General features: G+C 69.2%; 15 protein-coding genes and 1 pseudogene. All 16 read right to left on the bottom strand.

The annotated features are described in order from the left end of the window. Positions 1 to 12 precede the first annotated feature (12 nt). Positions 13 to 393, bottom strand: coding sequence for a RidA family protein (locus AS031_RS15510; protein WP_058269069.1), 381 nt, complete (start codon positions 391 to 393; stop codon positions 13 to 15). Between the two features lie 50 nt (positions 394 to 443). After that, a complete protein-coding gene (locus AS031_RS15505) occupies positions 444 to 947 on the bottom strand; it encodes a GNAT family N-acetyltransferase (RefSeq protein ID WP_058269068.1) in 504 nt (167 codons plus the stop codon). A gap of 142 nt (positions 948 to 1,089) precedes the next feature. Beyond that, complete coding sequence (locus AS031_RS15500) at positions 1,090 to 1,899, bottom strand: inositol monophosphatase family protein (protein WP_058269067.1); 810 nt, start codon at positions 1,897 to 1,899, stop codon at positions 1,090 to 1,092. After that, positions 1,896 to 4,205 (bottom strand): NAD-dependent DNA ligase LigA, encoded by a 2,310-nt coding sequence (gene ligA, locus AS031_RS15495; protein WP_058269066.1) that lies wholly within the window; start codon positions 4,203 to 4,205, stop codon positions 1,896 to 1,898. Before ligA ends, AS031_RS15500 begins: the two co-directional genes overlap by 4 nt. Positions 4,206 to 4,243: 38 nt before the next feature. Next, positions 4,244 to 4,921: a hypothetical protein gene (locus tag AS031_RS15490; protein WP_058269065.1), complete on the bottom strand. Its 678-nt coding sequence runs from the start codon at positions 4,919 to 4,921 to the stop codon at positions 4,244 to 4,246. Positions 4,922 to 5,040: 119 nt separating this feature from the next. Beyond that, entirely contained in the window at positions 5,041 to 9,486 is a 4,446-nt protein-coding gene (locus AS031_RS15485) for an FtsK/SpoIIIE domain-containing protein (RefSeq protein ID WP_058269064.1), read from the bottom strand. Further along, entirely contained in the window at positions 9,483 to 10,187 is a 705-nt protein-coding gene (locus tag AS031_RS15480; protein ID WP_058269063.1) for a hypothetical protein, read from the bottom strand. Before AS031_RS15480 ends, AS031_RS15485 begins: the two co-directional genes overlap by 4 nt. Before the next feature lie 64 nt (positions 10,188 to 10,251). Next, positions 10,252 to 12,036 (bottom strand): serine/threonine-protein kinase, encoded by a 1,785-nt coding sequence (locus AS031_RS15475; protein WP_058269062.1) that lies wholly within the window; start codon positions 12,034 to 12,036, stop codon positions 10,252 to 10,254. After that, positions 12,033 to 14,081, bottom strand: a complete 2,049-nt coding sequence (locus AS031_RS15470) for an FHA domain-containing protein (protein ID WP_058269061.1) — start codon at positions 14,079 to 14,081, stop codon at positions 12,033 to 12,035. Before AS031_RS15470 ends, AS031_RS15475 begins: the two co-directional genes overlap by 4 nt. After that, positions 14,078 to 15,010, bottom strand: coding sequence for a PP2C family protein-serine/threonine phosphatase (locus tag AS031_RS15465; RefSeq protein ID WP_058269060.1), 933 nt, complete (start codon positions 15,008 to 15,010; stop codon positions 14,078 to 14,080). The genes AS031_RS15470 and AS031_RS15465 overlap by 4 nt, the downstream gene beginning before the upstream one ends. After that, complete coding sequence (locus AS031_RS15460; RefSeq protein ID WP_058269059.1) at positions 15,007 to 16,323, bottom strand: RDD family protein; 1,317 nt, start codon at positions 16,321 to 16,323, stop codon at positions 15,007 to 15,009. Before AS031_RS15460 ends, AS031_RS15465 begins: the two co-directional genes overlap by 4 nt. A gap of 276 nt (positions 16,324 to 16,599) precedes the next feature. Then, positions 16,600 to 16,680, bottom strand: a pseudogene (locus AS031_RS20215) (zinc-ribbon domain-containing protein); the annotation flags it as partial. Continuing rightward, positions 16,677 to 19,316, bottom strand: a complete 2,640-nt coding sequence (locus AS031_RS15455) for a transglutaminase-like domain-containing protein (protein ID WP_074446999.1) — start codon at positions 19,314 to 19,316, stop codon at positions 16,677 to 16,679. The gene AS031_RS15455 and the pseudogene AS031_RS20215, both read right to left, overlap by 4 nt. Then, entirely contained in the window at positions 19,313 to 20,644 is a 1,332-nt protein-coding gene (locus tag AS031_RS15450) for a DUF58 domain-containing protein (protein ID WP_058269058.1), read from the bottom strand. The genes AS031_RS15455 and AS031_RS15450 overlap by 4 nt, the downstream gene beginning before the upstream one ends. A gap of 43 nt (positions 20,645 to 20,687) precedes the next feature. Continuing rightward, positions 20,688 to 21,659: an AAA family ATPase gene (locus AS031_RS15445; protein ID WP_058269057.1), complete on the bottom strand. Its 972-nt coding sequence runs from the start codon at positions 21,657 to 21,659 to the stop codon at positions 20,688 to 20,690. 93 nt (positions 21,660 to 21,752) lie between these two features. Beyond that, positions 21,753 to 26,845 (bottom strand): Ig-like domain-containing protein (locus tag AS031_RS15440; protein ID WP_058269056.1); only part of this gene is annotated, 5,093 nt, incomplete at its 5' end.

Raw genomic sequence — 26,845 nt, 5'->3', positions numbered from 1 at the left:
ACCAGGGCGGGCTTAGGCGCTCTTCTGGGCCACCAGTTCGATCTCCACCAGCATCTTCGGGTCCAGGAAGGGCAGGACGTGGACCAGCGACAGGGTGGGGCGGATGTCACCGAAGACCTCGCCGTGGGCGCGGCCGGCTTCCTCCCACTGGCTGATGTCCGTCAGGTAGAGCTTGGACTGCACCACGTCCCCGTAGCCGAATCCGGCGTCGGCCAGGACCTTGCCGAGCTTCTGCAGGATGTACTGGGTCTGGGTGTAGAAGTCCTCGCCCACGATCCCTTCGTCACTGCTGGCTGCCGTGGCGGAGATGTAGAGGGTGTTGTCCACCTGGACGGCGCGGGAGTAGCCGAGGGCCTGTTCCCAGACCGAACCGGTGCCGTAGGTTTTGCGCATAGGGGTGCCTTTCAACGTTTGAAGTCGGGTCGGGCACCACTGTAGGGCGGCTACAGGTCCAGCCGGTAAACCAGCAGTTTTATGTCGGTTCCGGGGACGAGCCAGTCGCGGTCGGGGACCCGGCGGAAACCCGTGGTGCGGTACAGCCCGTGGGCGCTTTCCCACGTCTGGCCGGTGGTGAGGGCCACCGCATTGATGCCGGGGAGGGTGCGTGCGTGCCCGATGATGGCCTCCACCATGGCGCGGCCGGCACCGCTGCGCTGCACGGCCGGGTCCACCACCAGCATCCGGAATTCGAGCTCGTCGTCCAGTGCGATGTCGGCGTAGGGCTCCCCCGCCACGGCCAGCGTCACCGATCCCACCACGGTTCCGCCACGCTCGGCCACCCAGATCACGGCCTGGGCTGCCCGCTGCGCCACGTCCTGGACCTTGACCATGTACGGGTGCGCGGCGTCCTCGAAGTAGCCGGCGGCAAGGTAGGAGTCACGCGTGATGCGGGCCACGGCGTCGTAATCGGAGGCGACGGCGGGGCGGATGGTTATCTGCTGGTGCACCTGTCAATGGTAGTGGCGCCCGCCGCTGCCGGTGCCGCAGCAGGCGCTTTCCGTGATTGAACTATCACTCCGGCCCACCCGGCCGGCGGACGCCCGGCCTGCAGCGTGCGGAGGCAGGCGTGCCGAGGCACGGCGTGCGCCGTCAGAGCGGGAACCGGCCGGAGAGCTCCAGCCCGGCGGCGCAGGTCCAGGCGTCCAGCCGTTCCTGGTCTGAGGGGCCCCCGTCCAGCGGGCTGGTGAGCCGAGGGCGCCGCACCCAGCAGCCTGCTTCTTCGGCGATCAGCGCCCCTGCAGAGAAGTCGTGTTCGTTCAGGCCGCGTTCGCCGTAGGCGTCGTGGGTTCCGTCAGCCACCATGCACAGGTCCAGCGCTGCCGAACCCAGCCGGCGGACGTCGGCAAACCCTTCGGCCAGCTCAGCGAACTGGGCCGCCTGCTGGGACCGGACCAGGGGGTCGTAGCTGAAGCCGGTGGCCAGGATCTGGCCCTTCCGTCCGGGCACGGGCCCGTCCAGCCGGGTGGTCCGGCCGCCTTCCTCCAGCCAGGCGCCGGACCCGCGCGACGCGTAGTAGACGCGGCCCAGGGCCGGTGCATGCACGACGCCGGCCAGCCAGGTGCCGTCGGCGTCGGCCACTGCCACGGAGGTAGCGTAGTAGACGATGTTGCGGATGAAGTTGGTGGTGCCGTCCAGCGGATCGATAGACCAGCGGTAACCGGTGGGTGTTTCGGGCCGGGTGGTGCCGTGTTCCTCTCCGGTGATGCTGTCCCCCGGTCGGGCGGCGGTGATGATGTTCCGCACGGCGTTCTCGGCCGCCACGTCGAACGCGGTGACCCAGTCGCCGGCTTCACCCTTGTTGCTGACGCCGAGGGCGTCGCCGTTGCGGCCGGCCAGGACCTCCGCTCCCGCTGCGGCTGCCCGCTTGGCCACGTCAAGGAGTTCTTCCGGGGCCGTCATGCGTTTTCCCCCACGGCTGCTGCGTTCGCCTCCGCCGGAGCGGCGCTCTCCTCCGGGTCGTCGTCACCGCCGGATCCCGCGGTGTCCCCCACCGCGGCGGGGCCGCCGTCAAGGAGCAGCCGGAACCCGTCTTCGTCGAGCACGGGAATGCCGAGCTGTTCGGCCTTGTCGAGCTTGCTGCCGGCGCTTTCGCCGGCCACCACGTAGCTGGTGTTCTTTGACACGGACCCGGCGGCCTTTCCGCCGCGGACCAGGATGGCTTCCTTGGCCACGTCCCGGCTGAAGTTGGGCAGCGACCCGGTGACCACCACCGTGAGCCCTTCCAGGGTCCTGGGCGTGGACTCGTCCCGTTCGTCCTCCATCCGGACCCCTGCGGCGGCCCACTTGTCCACGATCTGGCTGTGCCAGTCCTCGGCGAACCACTCCTTGAGCGCGGCGGCGATGGTGGGACCGACGCCGTCCACGTGGGCGAGGTCCTCCTCCGAGGCGGCGCGGATGGCCTCCATGCTGCCGAACGCCTGGGCAAGCGCGCGGGAGGCCCGGGGACCGACGTGCCTGATGGACAACGCCACCAGCACACGCCAGAGCGGTTGGCTCTTGGCCTTCTCCAGTTCCTTGAACAGTTTCTCCGTGCTGGCCGTCGGCTTGGACGGGGACTTGGCCGTGCCCTTGCTGTAGAAGTACGGCACCAGTTCGAACTCGCCGGTGCCGACGCCCTTGGAGCGCTTTTCGCGGCGGATCCTCACGTCGGCGAGGTCTTCGCGGGTGAGGTCGAAGAGCGCAGCTTCGGAGGTCAGCGGCGGCACGTCGGGTTCGGCGGGCTGGGTGAGGGCGATGGCAGCTTCCCACCCGAGCGCCTCGATGTCGAACGCTCCCCTGCCTGCCAGGTGGAACACCCGCTCGCGGAGCTGCGACGGGCAGGATTTGCCGTTGGGGCAGCGGATGTCCACGTCCCCTTCCTTGGCCGGCGCGAGCGGCGTGCCGCAGGCGGGGCATTCGGTGGGCATCACGAAGTCGCGGACCGGCGGGTCCTGCTGGTCACGCAGGGCCAGGACGGGGCCGACGATTTCCGGGATGACGTCGCCGGCTTTGCGGAGGACCACGATGTCGCCGATCTTCACGCCTTTGGCTTTGACCACGTCCTGGTTGTGCAGGGTGGCCATCTCCACGGTGGAGCCGGCCACCTTGACCGGTTCCATCATGCCGAAGGGCGTGACCCTGCCGGTGCGGCCCACATTGACCTGGATGTCCAGCAGTTTGGTGTGCACTTCCTCGGGCGGGTACTTGTACGCCACGGCCCAGCGCGGCACGCGCGTGGTGTAGCCCAGCGCCCGCTGGGTGCCGAAGTCGTCCACCTTGATCACGATGCCGTCGATCTCGTGGAGCAGTTTGTGGCGCTGCTCCCCGTATTTGGCGATGAAGGCGAGCACGTCGGCGCGGCTCTCCAGCACCTCGAAGTAGGGGCTGACGGGCAGGCCCCATTCCTTGAGCAGGGCGTAGGTTTCGGACTGGCTGCGTGCCTGCAGGCCTTCGCGGGCGCCGATGCCGTGGACGAACATCTTCAGGGGACGCTTGGCGGTTTCCGCCGGGTCCTTCTGGCGCAGCGATCCCGCCGCGGCGTTGCGCGGGTTGGCCAGGGGGGCCTTCCCGGCTTCGATCAGTGCTTCGTTGAATTCGGCGAATGCCTTGGACGGGATGAAGACCTCGCCCCGGACTTCCATTTCGGCCGGGAATCCGTCCCCGGTGAGCTCCTGGGGGATCTCCTTGATGGTAAGGACGTTGTGGGTGATGTCCTCCCCCGTGGTGCCGTCGCCGCGGGTGGCTGCCCGGACCAGCTTGCCGTCCCGGTACAGCAGGTTGACGGCCAGTCCGTCGATCTTCAGTTCGGTGAGCCAGGCGGCCCGCGCGGTGCCGTTCCCCAGCTTCGCGATCCCGGCCTCGGCCCGGTTGAGCCACGCTTCGAGTTCCTCAAGGGAGAACACGTCCTCGAGGCTGTACATCCGCTGCAGGTGTTCGACGGCGGCGAAGGCCGCGGACACTTCCCCGCCGACCTCCTGCGTGGGCGAGTCGTTGGACACCAGTTCGGGGTGCAGCGCCTCGATTTCCTCGAGCCGGCGGAAGAGGGTGTCGAACTCGGCATCGGAGACCAGGGGCTCGTCCTCCTGGTAGTACGCGAACCGGTACTTCCTGATGAGGTCGGACAGGTTCTCATACTCTTCACGGATGGCGTCGGACGGGATGGTTTCCTGTCCGTCCTGCCCGGTCCCGGTGGCGGTCTGTTCTGCGGTGCCTTCTCCTGTGCTCACAGACCTATCTTGCCCTACGGGTGCGACAGGCAGCGGCGTCAGTGCGAGCGCAGGCGGTTCCTGGCCCACCAGGCGAAAGCTCCGCCGCCGGCGCCGACCAGCAGCACTCCCGCCGCCACTGCCGGCAGGTCGGGCCCGCCCTGCCCGAACATTTCCGCGCGGGATACCGCGGCCGCCTGGGTTGGCCGGGCGGACCGGGTGGCAGGGGTGTCCCAGGCGGAGTCCGACGACGGCGGGCCGGTGGGGCTGCCGGGACCTGGCGGGCCGGCTGCGGGTTCGGCAGGATCCGTGGAGGGCCCGTTGCCGGTGACCGGTCCCGTGCCGGTGGGGGCCGGCCCGGCCGGCGCGGTGCCGGCGGGTGCGCCCCCGGCCGGGTCAGTCGTGGGGGTGCCCGGGGCGGGGTCCGTGGATCCTCCGCCCGGGGTGCCCGGCTGGGCGGGCCGGTCAGGGGTCCTTGTCCTGGTGGGTTTGGCCGTCGAGGGCTGCGGGCTGCCGGATTCCGGGGTTGTCGGTTCGGGGCCGGCGGGGTCCGGGTTTGTGGGGTCGGTGCTGCAGCCCCCGTCGCAGGCAGGGTCCGTGGTGGCGGTTGCCGTCGGTGCCGGTTCGGGCGGGTCGGCCAGGGTGGGTCCCGCAGTGGGGAGGGCGATCGAGGCGGCCAGGACGGCCGATGACGCCGTAGCCAGGACAGCGCGGAGCGCCGGAGAAGAGGGGGGCATTGGTACCTTTCAGTGCCCGCAGTCCCCCGCTGCGGCTTTCTGGTTCCGTTTCAGTCTTCTACAACGCGCCGGAGGGCCGCAAATCCATTCGATGGTGCGGCCCTCCTGCTATGGGTGCGTCAGTCGCGGTTCTCGGGCGGCAGTGCCACCTGGATTTTCCGCGCCTTTCCGCGGCCCACAATGTAGCCGCGGCCGGGAATGAATTCGGGGCTGACGCGGCCCAGCGAGGTGTTCAGCAGGCTGTCGCCCTCGATGTCCCCCGGGTTGAGCAGCAGCCCGCGCCGGCCGGATTTGAAGGGCTGGGCGAGTTGCCAGGCCGAGGACCAGGTAGAGGATTCCGACTCGCCTATCACCCACTGGTCCGCCTTGATGGACGCGGTGACCAGCTGGGCCATGCCGGACTCGGCCATGGTGTCGGTGAACTCGGTGAGGCCCTCGATGAAGATGGCGAGCTGTCCCGGGTTGCCCGAGGAATGCTCCACCAGGTCCTCCACCACATCGGCGAGGTCATCCGGGCCCACCACGGACCTGTTCCACAGCGGCAGTGACGCCACGGCGGAGCGCCGGGCACCGATGTAGATCAGCTCCGTCTGCGGGTTGGAGCGCCGCAGCGCGTAGGCCAGGGTGACCAGCGCCACCGTCCGGCCGGCACCGGGAGGCCCGCCCAGCAGCAGCGGCCCGCGGGCCAAGATCTCCGCCGGTTGCAGCGTCTCGTCGTCCACGCCGATGACGGGCAGGCCCGGGCTGCCGGCCGGCAGGACGTCCAGGTCCACCTGGTCCGGGAGCCGTTCGATGCCCGGTGCGGTGTCCAGCCCCTGCCGAAGCATGGCTTCGCTGAGCTTGTGGACCTCGCGGGCCTGCAGCGCCAGGTTGGAGTTGCCGCCCAGCACGGCCAGCTGGACCTCCAGCCCGTCCAGCAGGCCACGACCCGGCGGGGAGGCGGCGTTCAGGACATCACGGGGCACGTCCATCGAAATGTAGTCGTCCTCGGAGGACATGCGCAGCACCAGCCGGCGCTGGATGGAGGCGAGCAGGGATGCCGGGACGGCGTTCGGCCGGTCGCCGGTGACCACCAGGTGGATCCCGAGCGTGCGGCCATCGGTGGCCAGCTGGAGGAAGATGTCCCACAGGCCGGACAGGCGGCTGTGTTCGTAAGCTTCCCGGAAGGCGGACATGCCGTCCACGAGGACGAAGATCCGCTTCTCGTCTGGCCGGTTGGCGAGCCGGCGGTATTCGACGATGGTGGAGGCGCGGACTTCGGCGAACCGGGCGGAGCGCTGCTCTGCGATGTCACGGAGGAGGCGCAGCAGGCGCCCCACCCGTTCGACGTCGTCGCCGTTGATGACCTCGCCCACATGCGGCAGTTCTTCGAGCATGCTCAGGCCTGAGGAGCCGCAGTCGATGCCGTAGACGTGCACGGGGCCGCCGCGCGGCGTGACGGCGGCGGCGATGGCAATGCCGCGCAGGGCAGCGGACTTGCCGGAGCCGCCGGTGCCGTAAATGGCCATGTTGCCGTCCCGGTCCGGTTCGTAGAACACGGTGGGCTGGTCCTGGCGGGCAGGATCGTCCGCCACGCCCAGCAGCAGCTGCTCGTCGGTGCGGGGGTTGGGCAGCTTGGAGAAATCGTAGGTCTTGGCCAGTTCGTCCAGCCACGGCTTCCGCGGCGGGGCGATGGCCAGGGTGTCGGCGGCCCGGACGATGTTGGCGGTCATCCGGGCAATGTCGTTCGGGCCAGCAGGTTCGGCCGAGACCGGTTTCTCCGGGGCCGGCGCCTCCCAGCTCGCGCCGGAGCCGAACGCCATTTCCACGATGTCGATCTGTGGCCGCTGCGGCTTGTCCGTGGTCCAGCCGCCGGCGTAGCCGGTCTGGAAGCCCTGGATCCGGCCGGGCCCCGTCTTGGCGGCGCCGCGGCCGGGGATGCCCGGGTCGAAGTAGGCGGCATCGGGAACGCCCAGGATGTCGGTGGCGTCGTCCTCATCGGCCATTCGCAGCGCCACCCGGAGGTTGGTGTTGGCGCGCAGGCTGTCCTTGATGACGCCGGCGGGCCGCTGGGTGGCGAGAATCAGGTGCAGGCCCAGGGAACGGCCCCGGGCTGCCACGTCCACCACGCCGTCCACGAATTCGGGCACCTCGTTGGCCAGGGCGGCGAATTCGTCCACGATGATGATCAGGTACGGGGGCGCTTCAGGGTCCGCTTCGCGCTGCAGCGCCAACAGGTCCTTGGCCTTCTTGCGGTTGAGCAGCTGTTCGCGGTGGTGCAGTTCGGCGCGCAGCGATGTCAGGGCACGCCGCACCAGGTGCGGGGACAGGTCGGTGACCAGCCCCACGGTGTGCGGCAGGTTGATGCAGTCCGCGAAGGCGGCGCCGCCCTTGTAGTCCACGAACAGGAAGCTGACCCGGTCCGGGCTGTAGGCGGAGGCCATGCCCATGACCCAGGACTGCAGGAACTCGGACTTGCCGGCACCGGTGGTGCCGCCCACCAAGGCATGCGGGCCCTCGTTCTTCAGGTCCAGGTACAGCGGTTCGACGCCCTTGGACCCCACCAGGGCGCGCAGGGTGCCGTTGTCCTTGCGGTTGGGAACGGCGGTGGAGTGCACTGAGTTGTTCTCGGACCAGCGCTCGGCCACTGCCTGCGGGTTGTCCAGGAAGTCCTTGCCGATCAGCGTCGCGTAGGACACGGCGCGGGGAAGGTCGGAATCGTCGTTGACGGGCTTGCCCACGTCCACCACCGGTGCGAGCATCCGTGCCAGCTGCCCGGCAAGTTCGGCGTCGACGCTTTCGCAGCTGACCGGATAGGTGTGCCGGCCCAGCCGGACCTGGCCGGTGGTGGTGCCGTGGTCCCCGTCCACCACCATGAAGTCGCGGCAGGCGGCAGGGAGCGACTGGATGTCCGTGGCCACCCACAGGACGTGGACGCCCGAGTCCGGTCCGCGTTCGGCGAGCCGGGTGAGGCGCCCGCGGTCAACCGGAGCATCGTCTTCCACGATCAGCAGCACCGCGGGCAGGACGGGCTCTTCGAGTTCGTGCTTGGCCGGGTCCATCTCCTGGCGCAGCTCCGGCGCCCGGCGCTTGACCGCGGCCTCCCGCGCGTCGAGCAGGTCCTCGAGCCGGGCCAGCAGCGAGGAGCCGCCGGCGGAACCTGCCGCCAGGTGGTCGCCAGACAGCGGGCTGTGGCCGGAGCCGACGTGCGGCAGCCACTGGAGCCAGTCCCAGCGTTCCCGGGACTGGGCGGAGGTGATGGCCGTGAGCACCACCTCGGCGGGAGAATGCAGGCCCACCAGCTGGAGGACCATGCCGCGGGCAACGTCATCCACCAGGCCGCGGGCCCCGGCAATGCCGAGGGACCCGGAGGTGCGCAGCTGGGAAACCACCGGGACCCCCTCGATCTCCCGGAACTGCTTCAGGCAGTCCTGGATTTCGCGGGCGTACTGGACCTCGGTGTCGTTGTTGGAGGGCTCTTCAAGCCGGACGCGGGACGGGGCGGTGCCCAGGCCGAACCGCAGCCCCAGGAAGGACTTGTGCTCCGGCCGGTGCGTCCACAGCAGCGGGCCGAGCTTGTAGATGGCGTCCACCGTGTCGTTGACGGACGGCGCCTCCTGCAGCCGGACGGCCCGTTCAACCTTTTGCAGCTCGGTGATGTCCTCCCGGAAGGCAGCCATGGAGGCACGGAAGTGCTTGTGGCCTTCCTTTTGCTGGCGCCGGTTGCGCATCTTTTGGTCCACATAGTGCCCGATGATGAACAGCGGCATCATCATCATGAAGATCACCGAGAGCGGGTTGCGGGTGATGGCAAAAATGACGGCGCCCATCATCAGCGGCGCGATCAGCATGATGTACGGGAAGGGATGGTCCTCGGGCCGCTTGGGGCCGGAGGGCACCACGCGCTTGGGTTCCTCGAAGCGGGGAACGACGCGCGGGGACCGGTTGAAGTCCACCAGGGGCGACGTCGGTGCTGCCGCGCGGTTGTGCCCCAGCGGCACCACCGTGACGGTGGTGTCGCCCAGGGTGACGGTGTCGGACGAGTTCAGCCGGGCGCGGGTGACGGGCAGGCCGTCCATCAGCAGGCCGTTGGCGGAGTTCGTGTCCACGATCTCCACGCCTTCGGCCACCGTGATGCGGGCGTGCCGCTTGGACGTCAGCGGGTCCGTGAGCCGGATGTCCACGTCCCGGTCCCGGCCGATGTAGCTGGTGCCGGTGGGCAGCGAAAATTCCTTGCCGACGTCGGGCCCGGACAACACGCGCAGGGTCGCCGCCGCGGGCCCGCGGTTGCCCCCTGCGTCGTGGAACTGGCTGCTCACCTGGGCGAGCGAGACCACGGAGCCCGGGCGCAGGCCGGATTCCAGGAGGTTGTCCTCGCGGTCCAGGACGTTGCCGCTGATGCCGCCGCCCACGAAGGCTTCGTCGATGCGCAGCGACAGGTTCTCCGGGGCGGGAAGTCCCTTGCGGTCCGGGTCGGCGGCCCACAGCACGGTGGCGATGTCCGCCACGGTGGCGAGTCCGTCCACGGTCACGGCCAGGTCCTTGGCCTCGGCGGGCTCCCGGCGGAGTGTCAGCCGGATCCTCATCCTTCGTCCACGCCCCTCATCTTCTCGAGCAGGTACAGGTCATCGGCGGTCACCAGGTGCGAGGTGACGGCGTGTTCCACGAGCCGGGCGCGCCGGTTGGTGGCGAGCTTGCCGCCGCCGCCGCGCAGCCCCACCACGCCCACGCGGTCCAGCTTGTCGCAGACGTTGTCCAGCTTGCGGTTGAAGCGGGTCAGCGCCCAGCCAAGGGTCTTGGCTGCGGCGGCCGAGGACGGGATGGCGCTGAACCCGGTGCCCTCGCGGCGGAGCATCGGTTCCGCCAAGGCCACGATTAGTGCCTTCTGGGAGTCGGTGAAGACCACCGGGCCGATGGTGGTGTCCCCGTTGCTGTCCCCTTCCCGGGATTCCTGGCGGAAGGACGGGGTCTTCAGGTGGACCGCGAATTCATACGTGGTGGGCCCTGCGGTGAAGATGATGTTGGTGTGGCTGAACACCAGCGGGATGCGGGCTCCGGGAGCCAACCAGGCCTGCATGCCGCCGGAGGCGTCCGCCACGGTGGCGGAGAGCATGCTGCCCACGTTGCTGAGCCACCAGATGCCGTCGTACCGGGCCACCTGCAGGAACTGCCGGTGCAGGTAGGGGTTGTCGTCCACTTCCAGGTCGCCTTCGCGTCCGATGTTGAAGACATCCTCATCCGAGGGCTCGTACCATTCACCACAGAAATCTATTGCTAGATCCCCCATGTTCTGTGCCTCCTCAAGGGCGAAAAGAATGTTGTTGCCGGCATGGCGCCCGGCGCACGGTGTGTCACTGGCCGGTGCAGGCGATGGAACCTTGCTCCAGCGGGGAAAAAGCGCCGTCGCTGCGGACGATCATCACCTGTAAACAGGTCTGGCCGGAGGGGCTGGCCTTGACCTGGACCGGCGGCTGGGCGACGGACTGGAACTCACCGCCGCCGCCAATGGTGTAGACGCGCCACTTGTACGTGTCGCCGTCCTTGGGCTGCGGGTTGGTCCAGGTGAAAGAGACGTTGCCGTCGGTCCCCGCTTTGCCGGCAAGGCCTTCGACGTCGGGGACTGTCCCGTTGTCCAGGGCGTCCGCCGGCGGCTTGGTGACCTGCTGGGTTGCCACGGTCTTGGGTGCCTGTGCCCCGGTGTTGGCCAGGACGATGCCCACTGCCGCGGCGATGGCCAGCACGGTGCCGCCCGCGATGGCCAGCCACAGGTTGCGCTTGCCGTGGTCCTGGGCGGGGGCTTCCCCCTCCTGCTCCACGGCTGCGGGACGGTGGATGGTGGCGTCGGCGGACCCGGTGGGAGCGTCGTCTGCGGCGTCAACGGGAGCCCCGTAGGTGGGTGCCGCCGCGCTGCCGCGCAGCACGGTGGATTGGGCCCACTCATGCCCGGAACCGTCCGAGGCTTCCTTTCCGAACACGCTTCCGGACATGCGCGCCTGGGTTGCGGCGGAGTGGGCGGCATCCGTGGACGGTGGCCAGCTTCCCGCAGCGGGAGGGCTGAAGCGCGACGGCGGCGCCCCGGCCCGGGTGCCGGTGCTGCCGGCGGCGGTGTTGCCTGTTTCGGGGTTCCCGGCGCCGGGTGCCTGCGGCCAGGTCCGTGCCGGAAAGGTGGGGGCGCTGCCGGTCCGTTCAGGGTCGATGGAGGCGATGCTCCGGACCCGGGTCTCCTCCGTGCCCTCGTCAGGGTGGCTCTCCTCCTGGTGAGGTTCTTCGAGGACCTCGAAAGGGGTGACGGAGAGGTTGAGTTCGGCCTGGATGCGCTGCAGGGCAAGGGCAAACGCGTGCGCGGAGGAGTACCGTGACTGCGGTGACTTGGCCATGGCGGTGGCCAGTGCCAGTTCCAGGGATTCGGGCACGTCCGCCCGGCCCAGGCGCGGCAACGGCGTGTTGCTGATCCTGTTGATGAGTTCGCGCTGCGAGTTGTCCGCTCCAGGCATCACGAACGGGGACCGGCCGGCCAGCAGCGTGTAGAGCGTCGCTCCGAGCGCCCAGACATCCACCATGACGCCGTCCACGTTGCCGTCACGGAACTGTTCGGGCGGGGACCAGGGTATGGACATGCCGGAGTCGTCATCGCTGTCCCCGGCCAGGGTCCCGGAGATGCCGAAGTCCGTCAGCGCCGGCCGGTTGTAGTCCGTCACCAGGATGTTGGCGGGTTTGATGTCGCGGTGCGCGATGCCGGCCCGGTGCGCGGTTTCGACGGCGGAAGCCACCTGGATGCCGACGGCCAGGACCTCGTCCACGCTGAAACGCTGGCGGCGGTAGCGGACGTCCAGGCTGGGCCGGGAGCAGTACTCCATGGCGAGGTAGGAGTGCCCGTCGTCGGTGACCTCTGCCTCGAAGATGGTGACGATGTAGGGGTGGGAGGACAACTGGGCCATCAGGTTGGCCTCGGACTCGAAGCGGCGGCGTGCGCCTTCGGTTTTCAGGTCCGAGAGCAGGACCTTGACGGCCACCTTCCGGCGGGGCCGGTCCTGTTCGTAGAGGTAGACGTCGGAGAACCCGCCGGAGCCGAGCAGGCTGATGTAAGTGAACCCCGGGATGCGGGGCGGCGGCGCTACCGGCCGTTTGGAACTCAAGGAATCTCCTCAAAACGCAGCGAGATGTTGTCGCCCAGTTCGGCGATGTCGCCGTCCAGCAGGATGGCCATCTCGTTCTGGGCAAGCCTTCGCGGCGGCTGGCCTTCGCGGACCAGGACTGTGCCGTTGGTTGCCTTCAGGTCGCAGAGCATGACGTGCCAGCCCTCGAGCCGCACCTCCACATGGGACCGGGAGATGTCGCCGCCCGGGCTGGGCACCTGGACCAGGCGGGGCATGACCCCTCCCTGGACCCTGGAAACGGAGGGCTGGCGGCCGATGACCAGGGACTGGTCGAGGTCAAGGAGTTCTCCGGTGGACAGACGCATCCGGCCCAGGCGGGGGCGTGCCACCTGGACGGCATCCTGGGGCAGGGGCGCTCCGCAGGCGGTGCAGGCCGACCGGATGGGCGGGTTGGCGTGACCCTGGGGGCAGACCCGGGCCAGGACAAGCGGTCCGGCGGCCGGGTTGGCCTGCGGTGCGGCGCCGGGACCGGCAGACGGTGCACCCTGCCCGCCGGCTCCGGCAACGCTGCTCTTCATAACGGTCTGCCCGTCGTGGTCGTCGTCGAAGGCCGCAGGTGTTGCGGGAGGCGATGCCGGTGAAGCCGCGGCCGGCGCCTGCGGCGGGGTCGCCGGTGCGGGCGCCGCCGGGGCAGGCGTGAACGGCGGAGGCGAGGGCGTGAACGGGGCAGGCGGTTCCGGGGTGCCGGCCCCTCCCCCGGTACGCCACGGAACGGACTCGATCAGCAGGCCAGTAGCGGGCCGGGCGGCTTCCGGGGCTGGTTCCGCGTCGGCCTCCTGATCCGCCGGCCTACCGTCCGCAGCGTGGTGGTCGGGGGCGGCCACAGCGTCGGCCGCCTCCAGGGCAGCCTGCGGGGCGGGCGCGGCGAGGGCGGGCGCCTCCTGCTGCTGGTCCTCCGGATCTTCGCGGACGGCTGCGTCCTCGATGTTGCGCATGACGGTGCGTTCCCAGAGGTGGTCGTACGAGCTGGTCTGATCAATCGCCGGGGCAGCATCGGCTTCCCCGGGAACGTCCGCGGCCGGAACGCCTGTACCGTGTGTGCCGGTCCCGGCGGCGCGGGAATCAGCTGGCTCCTGGCCGTCGATGCCCGGTGCAGGGGCGCCCGGTTCGGAGGCAGTGGAATCAGCCAAGTCGGAGTCGGACGCCCCGCCGTCCGCTGCGTCCGGCGTGTCCGCACCGGTTGCGGAGCCGGTTCCGGGGCGGCCGGCTCCGGCATCGTTGGAGCCCGGTGGCGTCCCGTCCAGGTATTCGCCGTCCTCGTCGAGAACCGCGTAGACGGTCTCGACGGACACTTCTGCCGGCCCGGGGGCGATGGTTGCTTCGGACGGCTGGTCGGGGACCACCTCGGCCACGCCGGAGGAATCCACGGCAACGGCCGCCACGGGTTCAGCGGCAGCGGGCGCGTCCGCCTGCACCTCCCCGGCGGGCATGTCCGCAGAGGATGCTGTACCGTCCGGGCCGTCGTGGTCGGTCCCACCCTCGTCGGGCACGCTGTCCGCGGGCTCTCTTTCCCCAGGCACGCTGCCGACGGGTGCCGCGGCACCGGCGCCTGCAGCAGGGGCCTCGAGGGCGCCGTGGCCCAGGTCGGCACCCAGGTGCAGCGACTGCAGCAGGACCATGCCCTCAGCCAGCCGCAGCGGCAGCCGGCTGCCGGTACCGGCGCCGGGAATGGACAACGTACCGGCGCCCGGCGCGGCAAAGCTCCGCTCGCTCCAGGTGGTGACGTCGCGGCCGTCCAGGTCTACGGTCCCGTCCGGGGTATCGACGGACAGTTCCAGTGTCCCGCGCAGGAACACCCGCAGGGGGCCGGTGAAATCCAGGATGGCAAACGGCGGGATGCGGGAGAGGTTGCCGCCGGCGCTGCCCGTGATGGCCTGCAGCACTTCGTAGACTTCCGGCTTTCCGGCCAGGAGGTTCCACACTTCTTCCGCCAGGCCGGGTGCCGTGTCCGGGCCGAGGACAACGGCCGTGCGGGACCGGACAATGCCCAGCCAGTCGCCCGGGACGTAGCTGGCGCCGGTCATCGCGGGGCCTCCGTGCTGTCCTCGGAATCCCGGCCGTCCTGTTCCTCTTGGGAAAGGGGCCCGGTGGTGGCCTGGGGGGCCTGGCCGCGGGGAAGTGTCACCTCGTCTTCGGCGGACGCGTCGTGGCGGGGCGCTGTGGTGGCGGCGCCGGCGTCGTTCATGACGTTCCTGGCGTCCACCACGATGACCGTGATGTTGTCCCGGCCACCGCTGCGGAGCGCAGCCTGGATCAGCGCGTCCACGGCGTCCTGCGGGGTACCGGCGGTGCTGAGGATGCGGTGGATGTGTTCGTCCGCCAGCTCCGAGGTCAGCCCGTCCGAGCAGACCAGGACGCGGTCGCCCTCCTCCACGGGCAGCAGCCAGTAGTCCGCCTCGGTCTCGTCCCCGGTTCCCAGCGCGCGCGTAACCACGTGCCGGCGGGGATGCACCGTGGCCTGCTGCTGGGTGATCTCACCGGCGTCGACGAGTTCCTGGACCTCCGAATGGTCCACGCTGATCTGCTCGAACCTGCCCTGGCTCAGGCGGTAGGTGCGGGAGTCGCCGATGTTCATCACCAGCCAGTACGGCATGCCCATCTGTTCCACCACCACCGCGCCGGTGAGGGTGGTGCCGGCACGGGCACCGGTGGCTTCCCTGATGCTGTTGTCAGCGCGCAGCAGGTACTGCTGCAGGACCGCGGCCGTGATGCTCCGGTCCCCCGTGGCGATCTGCGGGATGCCTGCCAGCGCCCTGACGCACATGCCGCTGGCGATCTCGCCTGCCTCATGGCCGCCCATTCCGTCAGCGACGGCGAAGACGGGGTCCGAGGCGATGAAGGAATCCTCGTTGAGCTCGCGGCGGAGTCCCCGGTCCGTTCCGTAACCGCAGCTGAGGCTGAGGCCCGTCCCCTGCTGCGTGGTGGAGGGAACACTGGCGGGCTGTTGGTTCATGCCTGTCCTAGGTAAAAGGTCCGGTCGCCGAAGTGGACGCTGGAGCCTGGGGAAACGAAAGTCGGGACGCCTGCCGCCAAGGGGGTGCGGAGGCCGTCGGGGGTGGTCACGGCGCTGCCGTTGGTTGAATTCCGGTCGGTCACCCAGATGCCCGCGCCATCGGTCAGGAGGTGCAGGTGCGTCTTGGAGATGGACCGTCCGGGATCGTCGACGGCGAGGAGCTGCGCATGCTGTTCGCCCGCCGAGCCCACGGGGTTGCGGCCCACCAGGACGCTGCGGTCGAGCTGGAAGTCGCGGCCGTCGTCGAGCCTGATGCGGAGCACCGCAACCGGAGCAGGTCCGGCGGTGCCCGGACGCACCTGGGTGCGCTCGACGTCGTCGTCCGCGTGGTGCGGGACGGGCTGCCCGTTCGCGGGCGGCACTGCTCCGGCGGGCGGCGCGAAGGAATCCGGCGCCGTGTAGGACATGGTCTGCCCGGGCATCGTCCGCCCCTCGGGTCCTGGGGCCGGGGCCGGCTGCGGAACCACCGGCGCCGGTGCGGCGGGCATCCGGTACTGCTGCTGTCCCGCGACGGCTCCGGGCTGGCCGGGCTGGAAAGGCTGGCCTGACTGGCTTGGCACGGCGGGTGCCTGCGGGGTGATGACCTGCGCGGTACGCGCCCCGGCCACCGGCGACAGCACCGGCTGGACCGGTGGCAGGTCGAGGGGGGCGAAGCTGTACGGACCCTGGATGCCGCCGGTGGTGATGGGGTCCCGGCCGGCCTTGACATCGAAAACGAGGGTCTTGGCGGCCTTGTCATGCCAGCCTCGGAGGCTGCGGTCCTTGTCCCAGGTGTTGGAGACCACCACCAGCACCGCCCAGGCTGCTGCCACGAGCAGCAGCGGTCCCAGAATGAACAGCGCCGCGTCGAACCATTTGAAGACCACCACCAGGACGGCGGCGAGGACGGTCAGCAGGGCCCCTGCCCCGGTGAGCAGGCCGCGCACGAAGACGGCGCCGGCGCCGGGGGCGTAGCCGTCGTTGTCGGCGCTGCGGATGCCCATCAGCAGGTTTCCCGGCGTCTTCCCGGTCCGCGCTTCCAGCCCCAGGAGCACTGCCGCGTACACGAGGCTGATGCCCAGCCCGATGCCGCCGAACAGCACCAGTGACGCCGTGTCGTAGATGATGAACCCGCCGCTGCGGGTGCGGGTGATCCCGGCAAAACCGATGGCGAACGTCACCACCAGCACCGCGACGGGAAACAGCCAGTCAAGGACGGCAGCCCCAAGCCGCTTGCCCGCGGTTGCCGGGACAAGCTGAAGGTTTGATGCCATTCCTGTTCCTCCCCCTGGCGCGGCGGCCGCCCCTGCCGGACCGGCAAGGCTCCCCTGCCCTGCTGCCGCGTTCGCGATGCCCGCGGCACCGGCTGCCGGGGGCATTTGTACTACCGGGATAGTACCGGGAATCGGCGGGCGCTGCGCATCCGCGGGCGTGGCCCGGACCTCGAAACCGGGGTACGGCGCGGGTGCGGGGCCCGGCAGCGGCCCCGGGACGATGCCCGGGACCGCTTCCTGGTTCCGGAGGCTGCGGGCGGCCCTGTTGGCCAGGGGCGCCCCGCATGAGGTGCAGAACGCGGCGCCCGTGCGGATGTCCTGGTGGCAGCGCGGGCATCGCTCGGCGGTGGGGGTCACTGCTGTTGGGATCCTTGCGTCGGGGGTTCTTCCGTTGTACCGGCGGGCCGGGCGCGCCGGCCCGACCGTTCCGCGGTTCCGGCGGGTGTTCCGGTGGAGGTTCCGGTGGAGGTTCCGGCGGGTGTTCCGGCCGGGCCCGGGTTATCCGGGCCTGCAGCCGGGCGGCGGCCCGGCTTGCCGAACAGCGCCGGCAGTGCGAAACGTCCGGTTCCCCCGGAGCCGCTGCGCGCGGCCATGGCGTTGCGGGCGTCCGAGAGGAGCGACCGGGGCGAGAACCTGGCCTGCTGGCGCCGCCAGAAGCCGACCGTGGAGGTCATCTCCTTCAGCGAGCCGTCCACGATGGTCCAGTACTCGCGGACTTCCTCCTCGCTGGGCTGCCCGGCGCCGAAGATCGACGCGTCGGCGCGGCGCGCCAGCATGGTGGTGGTCGACTGGCTGGCGGGGAACGCTTCGGCCAGGACCGCAGCGCTCTCCCGGCGGGTGGCACGAGTGTCGACGGCGGCACCCATGTCCGTTGCCAGGCTCACCACCTCGCTCCATCCTCCGCCGACCCGCTGCGCAGGGTGGCCGGCGCTGAAACGGGCCTTCCGGCGTCGTGATTTCAGCAGGGCGACCAGCAGCAGCGGCAGCGCGAGGATGGACAGCGGGATCAGTGCCACGCCCAGGGCGCTGAGCAGGGCGCCCCAGAACAGCCACGGGTTGTTCTTCTTCTGGTCCGCGTCCAGCGCGTCCGGTGAGGAGTCCGGCGGCAGGTCCGCCGGTTCCTGCGGCGGGGGCGGCGGCTGCAGCACCTGCGGCTTGGGCTTGGACTTGTTTTCCGGATCAGGCGGGATGGGGACGTTGTCCTTGGGCGGCGTGGGGTCGAAGCTGACCCAGCCCACGCGTTCAAACGCCACCTCTACCCACGCGTGCACGTTCTTGCCGGTGATCTTGACTTCGCCGGCGCCGTTCTCGGGGCTGGTGGGGTCAGGGTAGAAGCCCATGACCACGCGGGACGGGATGCCAAGGTGGCGCAGCATCAGTGACATGGCCACCGCGTACTGTTCGTCATCGCCGAGCATCTGCTTGGCCGTGAGCAGGTTGCGGATGCGGGCCGAGCCGTGTCCGGAGACGCTGGGCAGCTGCCCTTCGCTGACCAGGCCGTTGCTGAACGCCCCGGTCTTCTGGAAGTGGGCCTCGATCTGGCGGACCCGGTCGATGGCGGTGGGCGCGTCGGCCGAGAGGTCGTTGGCCTGCGAACCGACCACGGGCGGGACCTCCAGCGGATCCGGAAGGGACACCTGGGCGAAGTCGTACTGCGTCAGCTGCCCATGCTCGAGCTTGACGGGATCGGAGACCTGCACGCTGTAGGAATCTCCGCGGGTCAGCCCGTTGGTGGTGACCGCGGTGTCCGTTCCGGAGTTGAAGTACAGGCCGGACGCCGCGGCGGAACCGGCCTGGTCGAAACTGATACCGGTGGTCTTGCGGCCGCCGGGGACGAAGAACCCCTGGTAGTCCTCGATGCTGATGTCGATGGAGTAGTCGTTCGTGGGGACCACGCTGGAGGTGTCCGCCAGGGTGTTGATGGACTCGGCGTCGCCGACCTTGCTGAAGTTGCCCGAGCCGTTGGGATCCATGTTGTAGTTGGTCCCGTTGAAGGCGTCCAACGCACCAAGCCGTACCCTGCCGTCCCGGGGCAACCCCTTGACGACGAACAGGGTGTCGTCCTTCTTGTCCTTGACATAGGTGCGGAAGCTGGCCAGCGGGGTGATGTAGTCCTTGGGATCAAACGGCGGGACCACCACGTTGCGCAGCACCTTCCGTTCATTCCCCGCAGTGACCAGGGGTGCGGACACGGCGGTAATCCCCACGCTGACGGCGATGACGCCGGCTGCCATGCCGAGCCTGCGGAGCGTGGCGCGCCGTGCCGTGGCGGAGTCCGCCTGGGGGCTGTTGACGGCCACCCTGCGGGTGGAGCTGGTGCGCAGCGCGTCGCGGCGGAACGTTGCCCAGGCGATGCCCAGCACGGTCAGGCCGATGCCCCGCTCCACGGTCAGGAAGGAAGCGTTGGTGCTGAATGCGATGCCGGTCAGGAACAGCACCAGGACAGGAAGCAGCGGAAGGTAGGGGCTGCGCACCCGCCAGGTCAGGACGGCTGCCACGAGGGCCATGATCATGGAACTGAGGAACGGCACAATCAGGACACCGCCGGCCGAACCCACCGGCACCCCCACGGTGAGCATGTCCTTCCAGGCGAAGACGATGCCCAGCAGGAGGGTGCGGAGCGAGTCGAGGGTGGGGACGAACCCGGCGATGGCGGCATCCGGAACAGCCAGCAGCGTGCCGAACACCAGGTAGGCGCCCAGTGCCAGCGCGGCGGTGGGGAGCAGGCCAAGGCGGAGGTGGGCGTTCAGGACGCCGATGGCCAGGCCGAGCAGGATGCCGCCGAACCCGGAGAGCAGGTAGTAGGGGTCGCCGCCGAAGCTCAGGCCGAAGCCCAGCAGGCCCAGCCCCAGCAGGACGGTGAGGGCCCCGGCGTCGAGGAAGAAGTGCCAGAGCGGCTGCCCGCCGGTGAAGGGTCCGGAGGCGCCGCCCCGGGTGCGGGATGCGGTCCGGGCGGATCCGCTCCTGGGGCGGAGGCCTGGTGCGGAGGTCATGCTGCCGCCTTTCGGAGGACGATGCCGAGGTCGGCGAGGTCGCCGACCGTCAGCACGGTGAGGTCTGCGATGTTCGCCCTGCTGGACGCTGCCCCGGCCTCGATCCGCACGGCGAGGCTGCGGACGCCCGGCGGGACGGATGCCGCCGCGGACCGCAGCTGGGTGGCGGTCACGTTGCTGCCCACCACGAAGAACACCACGGATGCGTTGGGAACGGCGTCGGCCAGGGTACGGGCAAGGTCGACGGCGGTGCGCCGCATGGGCGCGCCGACGATCCTGGTCATGTCATCGAGCATGTTGCGGCCGGTTTCGCAGCGCAGCGGGCCCTTTTGCGTGAGGATGTCCAGCTCGCGCTGCTCGCGGATGGCCTGCCGGCCGATTGAGGCCGCCGCGGAGATGGCCATCTCGAACTCGTCTTCGGAGGCGTACTCCTCCGTGTTGATGGACAGTGCTATGGCCAGGTGGGCGCGGCGGGTTTCCTCGAACTGGCGGACCATGAGTTTGTTGGTCCGTGCGGTGGTCTTCCAGTGGATGTGCCGCCGGTCATCGCCCGGGACGTAGTCGCGCAGGGCGTGGAAGGAAACGTCCGCGCTGGACAGTTCCGTGGTGGGCATGCCCTCAAGGTCGCGGATGAATCCTGCGGCCGAGCCGCCCAAGGCCACGGTGCGCGGGTGGACGAAGAGGTCCTCCGGCTCGGTCCACAGGACCTGCCGGCGCAGCAGGTGCAGCGGATCGGCCCGTACCGACCGGACGGGCCCGACGACGATCACGGCACGCCTGGCGGTGGGGATGGTGAACAGGTCCTCGTGGACCTGCTGGGGTTTCATCCTGGGCAGGTGGAAGACGGCGGTGACCCCTCCTACGGGCAGTTCAACCGAGGCGGGCAGCAACGGGCGGCTGGAGGTGTTGGTGACCGCGATGCTTCCCACCGCGCTGTCCCCCACCGCTACCCGTGTCCGGGCCAGGTCCAGGACCACCCCGTACGTGGAGCGGCCCAGGATGAAGCCCACGGCGATGAGGAACATGACGAAGGCCGCCACGGCGGCGGCCTTCGCTTCCTGCCAGCCGTAGGCGGACCCTGCCCACCACAGCAGGATGGTGGCGGCAAGGACCGACCAGCCCAGGACGCTGACCACGGAGAGCACCGGCCAGGCGTACGTGAGCCACGCCATGCGTACGGTACGCCACGCCGGTTGCAGGGCAATGCCGGCGGTGGAAGTCGCCTCGGCCCACACCGCCGACGGGTGCAGGCGGGTGGGCCTGCCGTCGCGGTGGAAGGGTTGCTTGAGACGCTCCGTGAGCCGGGTCAACGGGGTGCCGGTGGACATATGTGTGCCTTCGTTGTTGCGGTGGACTGTGGCGCCTGGCTGGTCAGGCGTTGGTGCGCTGCTGCGGGGCTGCGACGTCGGCCAGGATGCGGGCCAGGACGGCCTCGGGCGTTGCGCCGGAGAACTCGGCTTCGGGGTCCATCACGAAGCGGTGGGTCCACACCACCGGCGCGAGTTCCTTGATGTCGTCCGGCAGGACGAAGTTGCGGCCCTGGGAGGCAGCCCACACCTTCGCGGCGCGGACCATGGCCAGGGCGCCGCGGACTGAGACGCCCAGCCGGGTTTCCGGCGCGTTCCGGGTTTCTTCGCAGAGCCGTGAAATGTATTCGAGCACCGCGGTGTCCACGTGGCCGGTGGCCGCCAGGTCCGCCATGTCGGCGACGGCCTGGGTGGTGATGACGGCGGAGAGTTCCTTGGAACGGTCCTTGACGTTGGAGCCGCCCAGCAGCCGGACCGTGGAAGCGTGGTCCGGGTAGCCGATGGAGGTCTTGATCAGGAAGCGGTCCAGCTGGGCTTCCGGCAGCCGGTAGGTGCCGGCCTGCTCAATGGGGTTCTGGGTGGCCATGACCATGAAGGGCCGGCCCGCGGAATAGGTCACGCCGTCCACGGTGACCCTGGACTCCTCCATCACCTCAAGCAGCGCGGACTGGGTCTTGGGCGACGCACGGTTGATTTCGTCGGCGAGGACGATGTTGTTGAAGATCGGGCCCTTGTGGAACTCGAACTTCTGGGTCTTCTGGTCGTAGATGGTGACGCCCGTGACGTCCGAGGGCAGGAGGTCAGGGGTGAACTGGATGCGGTTGTTGGAGCCCTGCACGGTGGCGGCGAGGGCACGCGCCAGCGAGGTCTTGCCGGTGCCGGGAGCGTCCTCAAAAAGGACGTGCCCCTCGGCCAGCATGGCGGTGAACGTCAGCCGAATGACGTTTTCCTTACCCAGCACGGCCTGACCCACGTTGGCAACGAGTTTTTCGAAGGTGTCAGCAAACCACGCGGCCTGCTCGCTGGTCATGGTCATGGGGTGGTTCTTCCTTCTGCTCAGGTGAGGTGGTGCTTGGGTGGTGGCAGGACCCGGGTGGACCGGGCCCTGCCTGGGTGCAGCGGTACTGCGCTAGCGGTTGGGCATCCCGTTGGGCGGGTTGCAGCCGATGTTGGACGTGTCGCAGCGGAGCCAGTTGCCCGACGCCATGCCGGACGTCAGGTGGTACCAAATGCCGCTGGGGTTGTTCGACGTCTTGTACCAGACCTGGTAGCGGTCCGCCGTGGCGGGCGCGCCGGCGTCGAGCCACTTGCCGCTGCCGGTGCACTGCGACGGGTTGCCGGCGATGAAGCTGTCGGTTCCCTTGCGGGGTTCGGTGCAGCTGCGGGTCGGGCTGGCCGTGAGGTTCCACGAGGTGGGCGGCGGCGGGGTCGGGTCGTCACCGGACTTCGACGTTGCGGAGCCGGCTGGACCGGCCACCACCGTAACCGCGCGGACCCTGAGTTGACGGGACTGGTTCCAGCCTCCGGCGGAACGGTCGTAGCGGTTGGCCTTGCCCACGTTGATCCAGCCTCCACCTTCGTAGCTGACCTCGTAATGGCTCAGTGCACGTCCGTTCGTGGCGGGATCATTCCACGTCCAGTGGACATCCCCGTCGCCCTTGGCCGACGTCCTGCCGTCCACGTTCGGGGCGTTGGGAGGCCCGTAGGGGTTTCCACTGCCGATGGCTTTGGCATCGCCCGCCATGTTGTTCTTGGTTGACCTGGCGATGATCGTGACAGTGATGTCCCTGCCGTTCGTCATGCCGGTGATGGTTCCTCCCCCGGCATTGATTGCCCCGCTCCTGCCATCGGCGTTGTAGGAGTAGGTGATCTCGGATGCGGTGGATCCGTTGCGCTGCGTGTCAGTCAGCGGAGTAAACGTGACCTCAAGCTGGCCGCTGGTTCCCGTCGCCTTCACGGATCCGCCGTTGACCTGCCCGGGCTTCCCTGCAGCGCGGACCGCCGCCGACTGGGCGCTGGTTGCGCTTGTCCCGGCTTTGTTGGTTGCGGAGACGGTGAAGGTGTAGTTGGTCTCGGAGTTGTCCACGGTCACGTTCTGCGAGGTGCCGGCCACCTGCTGGGTGGCCACCACTGCGCCGCCCCGAAGGGTGGTGAGCGTGTACGCGGAAATGGCGTCGCCGTTGTTGTTCGGCGCCGTCCAGGAGACCTTCATCTGGCTTTGGTTGCCGAGTGGCTGCGCCTGCACTGCAGAGGGTGCCGCCGGGGTGGCCGGCACGCCTGCCGGTACCTCGGCAGCCGAGTAGGGGCTCCACTCGGACGGTTCCTTGGCGTCGTTCCTGGCCAGGACGCGGACCTTGTAGGACACGCCGTTCTGCAGGCCCTTCCAGACGTAGCTCACTGCCGTCAGGTTCTGGATCTGGGCGTTCTGCCCGGCCGGCGGCGGTGAGATCTCAAGGTCGTAGGACTTGACGGGGGAACCCTTGCTGGCCGGTGCAGTCCAGTTAATGGACAGTTCCTTGTCGCCGAACTTCAGCGACGGCGCCAGCGGGGTATCCGGCTTGACGTCCGGCCGGACCTCGGCGGAGGCCGGCGACCTGTCGGATTCGCCGAACTCGTTGGTGGCGGAGACCTGGAAGTGGTACTTCGTGTTGTTGGTCAGGCCGTTCAGCGTGCAGGTGTTGGCCGGGCAGTCCTGCGTGAACCCGCCCTCGCCGTACACCGTGTACTTGGTGATGGGTGAGCCGCGGTCAGCAGGCGCCGTCCAGTTCAGCAGCGCGGTCCTGTCCCCCACGCTCTGGGCCTGCGGCGTGGTGGGAGCCGCAGGCTTGTCCTTGACGGTGAGCCGGACACGGGCAGTGGCGTGCCGCGACGGCTCGCCGGTCTTGTCCTCGACGGTGTAGGTGACCACCATGGTGCCGGTGAATCCGGGGGCCGGAGTCACAGTCACTGAATCACCGCTGACCTCCACGTTGCCGCTGCCGGTCTCGGTGTTGGCGGCAATGATCTTCAACGGGGTTTCCGGGAACGGGTTGGAGTCATTGGCCAGCACGTTGATGGTCACCGGTTTGCCGGCGGCCGCGTTGGCCTCCACGTCATCATTGGCCACCGGTTTGGGCCGGTTGGAGGCCGTCACGGAAAGCTGGTACGTGGCCGTGGCTTCCAACCCGCGAGGGTCCGTTGCCTTGACCTGCACAGCCCCGGCCGTTCCCGGCCGGCTCGAATCGGCGGCAGAGACCTTGAGGTTCCTGCCGTCGATGGAAGCGTTGAACCCCGCGGGCGTCCCGCCCACCAGTTCGTACTTCATCCTCTCGACGTCGTCGCCATCCGGGTCCGAGGTGAGCTTCCCCAGGTCCGTGCTTGCCGAGTCGCCCATCGGAACCTCGACGGTGGCGCCCAGGAGTTCAGGCGGGTTGTTCTTGTTGGGGTCCGGCAGCACCTTGGTGCGGATGCTCAGCGTGGACTTGAGTCCGTCAGGGTCGTCGGGACCGGTTCCGTCAGTGACCTCGAAGGTGAGCGAGCCGGGTCCGACGTAGTCCGTACCTGCCGTGTACTTGAGCCCTGTGCCGTCGCCGGTGACGGGATCGCCGCCGTCGGCTCCGATGAGCTTGATCCGGTCAGCCTGCGTCAGCCGCGGGGAACGGCCCTCGCGGACCTTGACCCATTCGTCCAGGTCCACGTTGACGGACTGGCCGGCCACCACCTCGAGGACCTCGTCCTTGGCGAGGGTGGGCACCTGCTGGCCGAGGCCCGGTACCCAGATGATGGCAGTGGACCGCTGGCCGTCCACGTCCTCCACGGTGTAAGGGATCAGCTGTGGCTGTTCGGTGAGGTCGACAATCATGTTGCCCTCCGCGCCCGGCCGGGCCGTGGTGGCCTCGGTGCTGATCTTCAGGTTCTCGCCGACGCCGTCGGGGTCCTCGTCGTTTTTCAGGACGGGAACGTCGACGGCCGTCTTGCCCATGGTCTGGGCGGAGGTTACCCGGTCGTCGCGGGCGATCGGTGCCTTCAGCGGCACCTCGGGATCAACCACCACGCGGATGGTCGCCTGGGCCCTGGCGTCGCGGTCGTCGGCTACCGTGTAGCGCACGTTGACCGTTCCGGCTTCGTTGGGCGCCAGCAGGATCACGCGGCCGCTCGTCTTGCTGACGGTGGCCTGCAGGGCAGGATCGGCCTCGATGCCATCAGTGAGGATACGGATCTGGTCACCGTCGGGATCGGTGTCATTGCCCGTGGCATCCACGGCGATCTGCCGGCCCGGGCGGACCCGGACCTCGTCATCCACGGGTGTGGGCTTCTGGTTGATTTCGCCGCGCGGAGCAATGCCCACCGTCACGGTTCCAGTGTTGACCGCACCCTGGCGGTCCACCACCTTGTACCGGAACGTGTCCGTTCCTGCGCCGTCGCCGGCGGCCGTGAAGTCAATGAAGTTGCTGCCCACGGTGGCGGTACCCATGGAGGGCGTGCTGTCGATGCCGGTGAGCTGGACCGAGTCGCCGTCGGGGTCGATCCCGTCCAGCGGAACCGGAATCCGGACGGTTCCGGAAGCGACCACACGGGCCGTGAGGTTCCGCGGCTGGGGCCTGGAGTTCTCCGCCCCCTCAAGCGGCAGGATGTGGATGGTCACCGCGGCGGCGCTCTTCTGGCCCTGCGGGTCCACAGCGTTGTAGATGGCGCGGACCGTCTTGGGCTGGCTGCCGGCAATGAACCGGAGGGTGTTTTCGGAGACGAAGCTCTTGCCGTCGGCCGGGTCAACCCCCTGCGGCAGTACAGGATCGACCGTCAGCTCCTGGCCCTGCGGGTGTGTGTCGTTGTCCAGCACGGGAATGGTGACCACGTCGTTGACGCGGACGTTCACCTCATCCGGCTTCGGCTGGGGCGCCTCCACCACGGCCGGTGCGGGCACGGGAACCACTGAGACGCTGCCCGTGGCCGACTTCCTGCCGTTGGACATGGTGTATTCGAACAGGATCGGGTCCTTGGTCCCCAGGATGTCCGTGATCCGCAGGACGCTGTGGTTGATCACGCTGACCGAAACGGTGGCGTCCTCCGGGAGCTTCACGGACTGCAGGACCAGTACGCCGCCGGACGGATCGGAATCGTTGGCCAACGGGTCCAGCAGGACGCTGCCGCCCGTCGGCATCAGGGCAACGTCATGCACGGCAACGGGATCGCCGGTATCGTCACCCGATTCGACGTCAACGCGGATCAGGCCCTGGCTGCTTTGCGGCCCGTTGCTGGCGATGTAGGTGAGGTAGACGGGGCCGGGCGTCGTGCTCCGGAACGTGAAGGTGCCGCCGTCGGTGACGGGTCCGAGCTCTGCCGGGCCGTTGGCTTCCACCTGGGCCAGCCGGAGGGCGCCGCCATTCGGGTCGACATCGTTCTTAAGGGGCGAGACCACCAAATCCTGGCCGACCACGGCGGTGACATGGTCGGCGTTGACCACAGGCGCCAGTGCTCCCGGCGGCTGGACGTTGATGACCACCCTGCCGGTCACCGTGTCGCGCCCGTCCCAGATGCTGACCTCGACGTTCTTCTTGCCCGCCGTCGCGCCGGAGTCCTGGAAGGTGAGCAGGCCGTCACGGCGGACCTTGACCTGGTCCTGGTCGTTGTCGGCCTTTGCGTCCAGGAGGACCAGGTCGTCGCCGTCGGGGTCAATCCAGTCCGTGAGGATGTTCTGGCTCACGGTCTTGCCCTGTTCCACCAGCATGGTGGTGTTGTCGCCGCGCTTGAACTGCGGCGGCTTGTTCTGGTCCGGGCCCACCACGTTGAGGGTGACCTGTCCGGTGGCGGACAGGCCCCGTCCGTCCGACGCGGAGTAACTGAACGTCTCCGTGCCGGGTTTCGCGTCCGCGGGGACGGAAATCTGGAAGGCGGTCCCGCCGTAGATGTTCTCCAGCGTACCGGCCTTGGGCGGGTTGCCCTGGAGCGCGGCGGTGAGGACGTCGCCGTCGGGGTCCGAGTCGTTGTCCAGCACGCTGAGGATGGTGGTGCGGCCAGGACGGACGCCGACGACGTCGGGCTTGGTTTCCGGGGGCCGGTTCGGCTTGGTGCGGTCCGGCAGCACGTTGATGGTGTTGTTGTCCGCCGATTCCTGGTCCTGCTCATCGGATTCGTTCTTGGGCGGGACGACGTCGTCCCAGTTGTTCACCAGCTGCATGTTCTGGTTCACCAGCCACACATTGCCCGAGTTCACATCATTAAGGACCACCAGGTCCCGGTTCA

Origin of the sequence: Pseudarthrobacter enclensis (assembly GCF_001457025.1) — a bacterium.
Taxonomy (GTDB): Bacteria; Actinomycetota; Actinomycetes; order Actinomycetales; family Micrococcaceae; genus Arthrobacter; species Arthrobacter enclensis.
The sequence above is the reverse complement of the archived record's forward strand: the minus strand, read 5'-3'. Positions and strand labels throughout refer to the sequence as shown.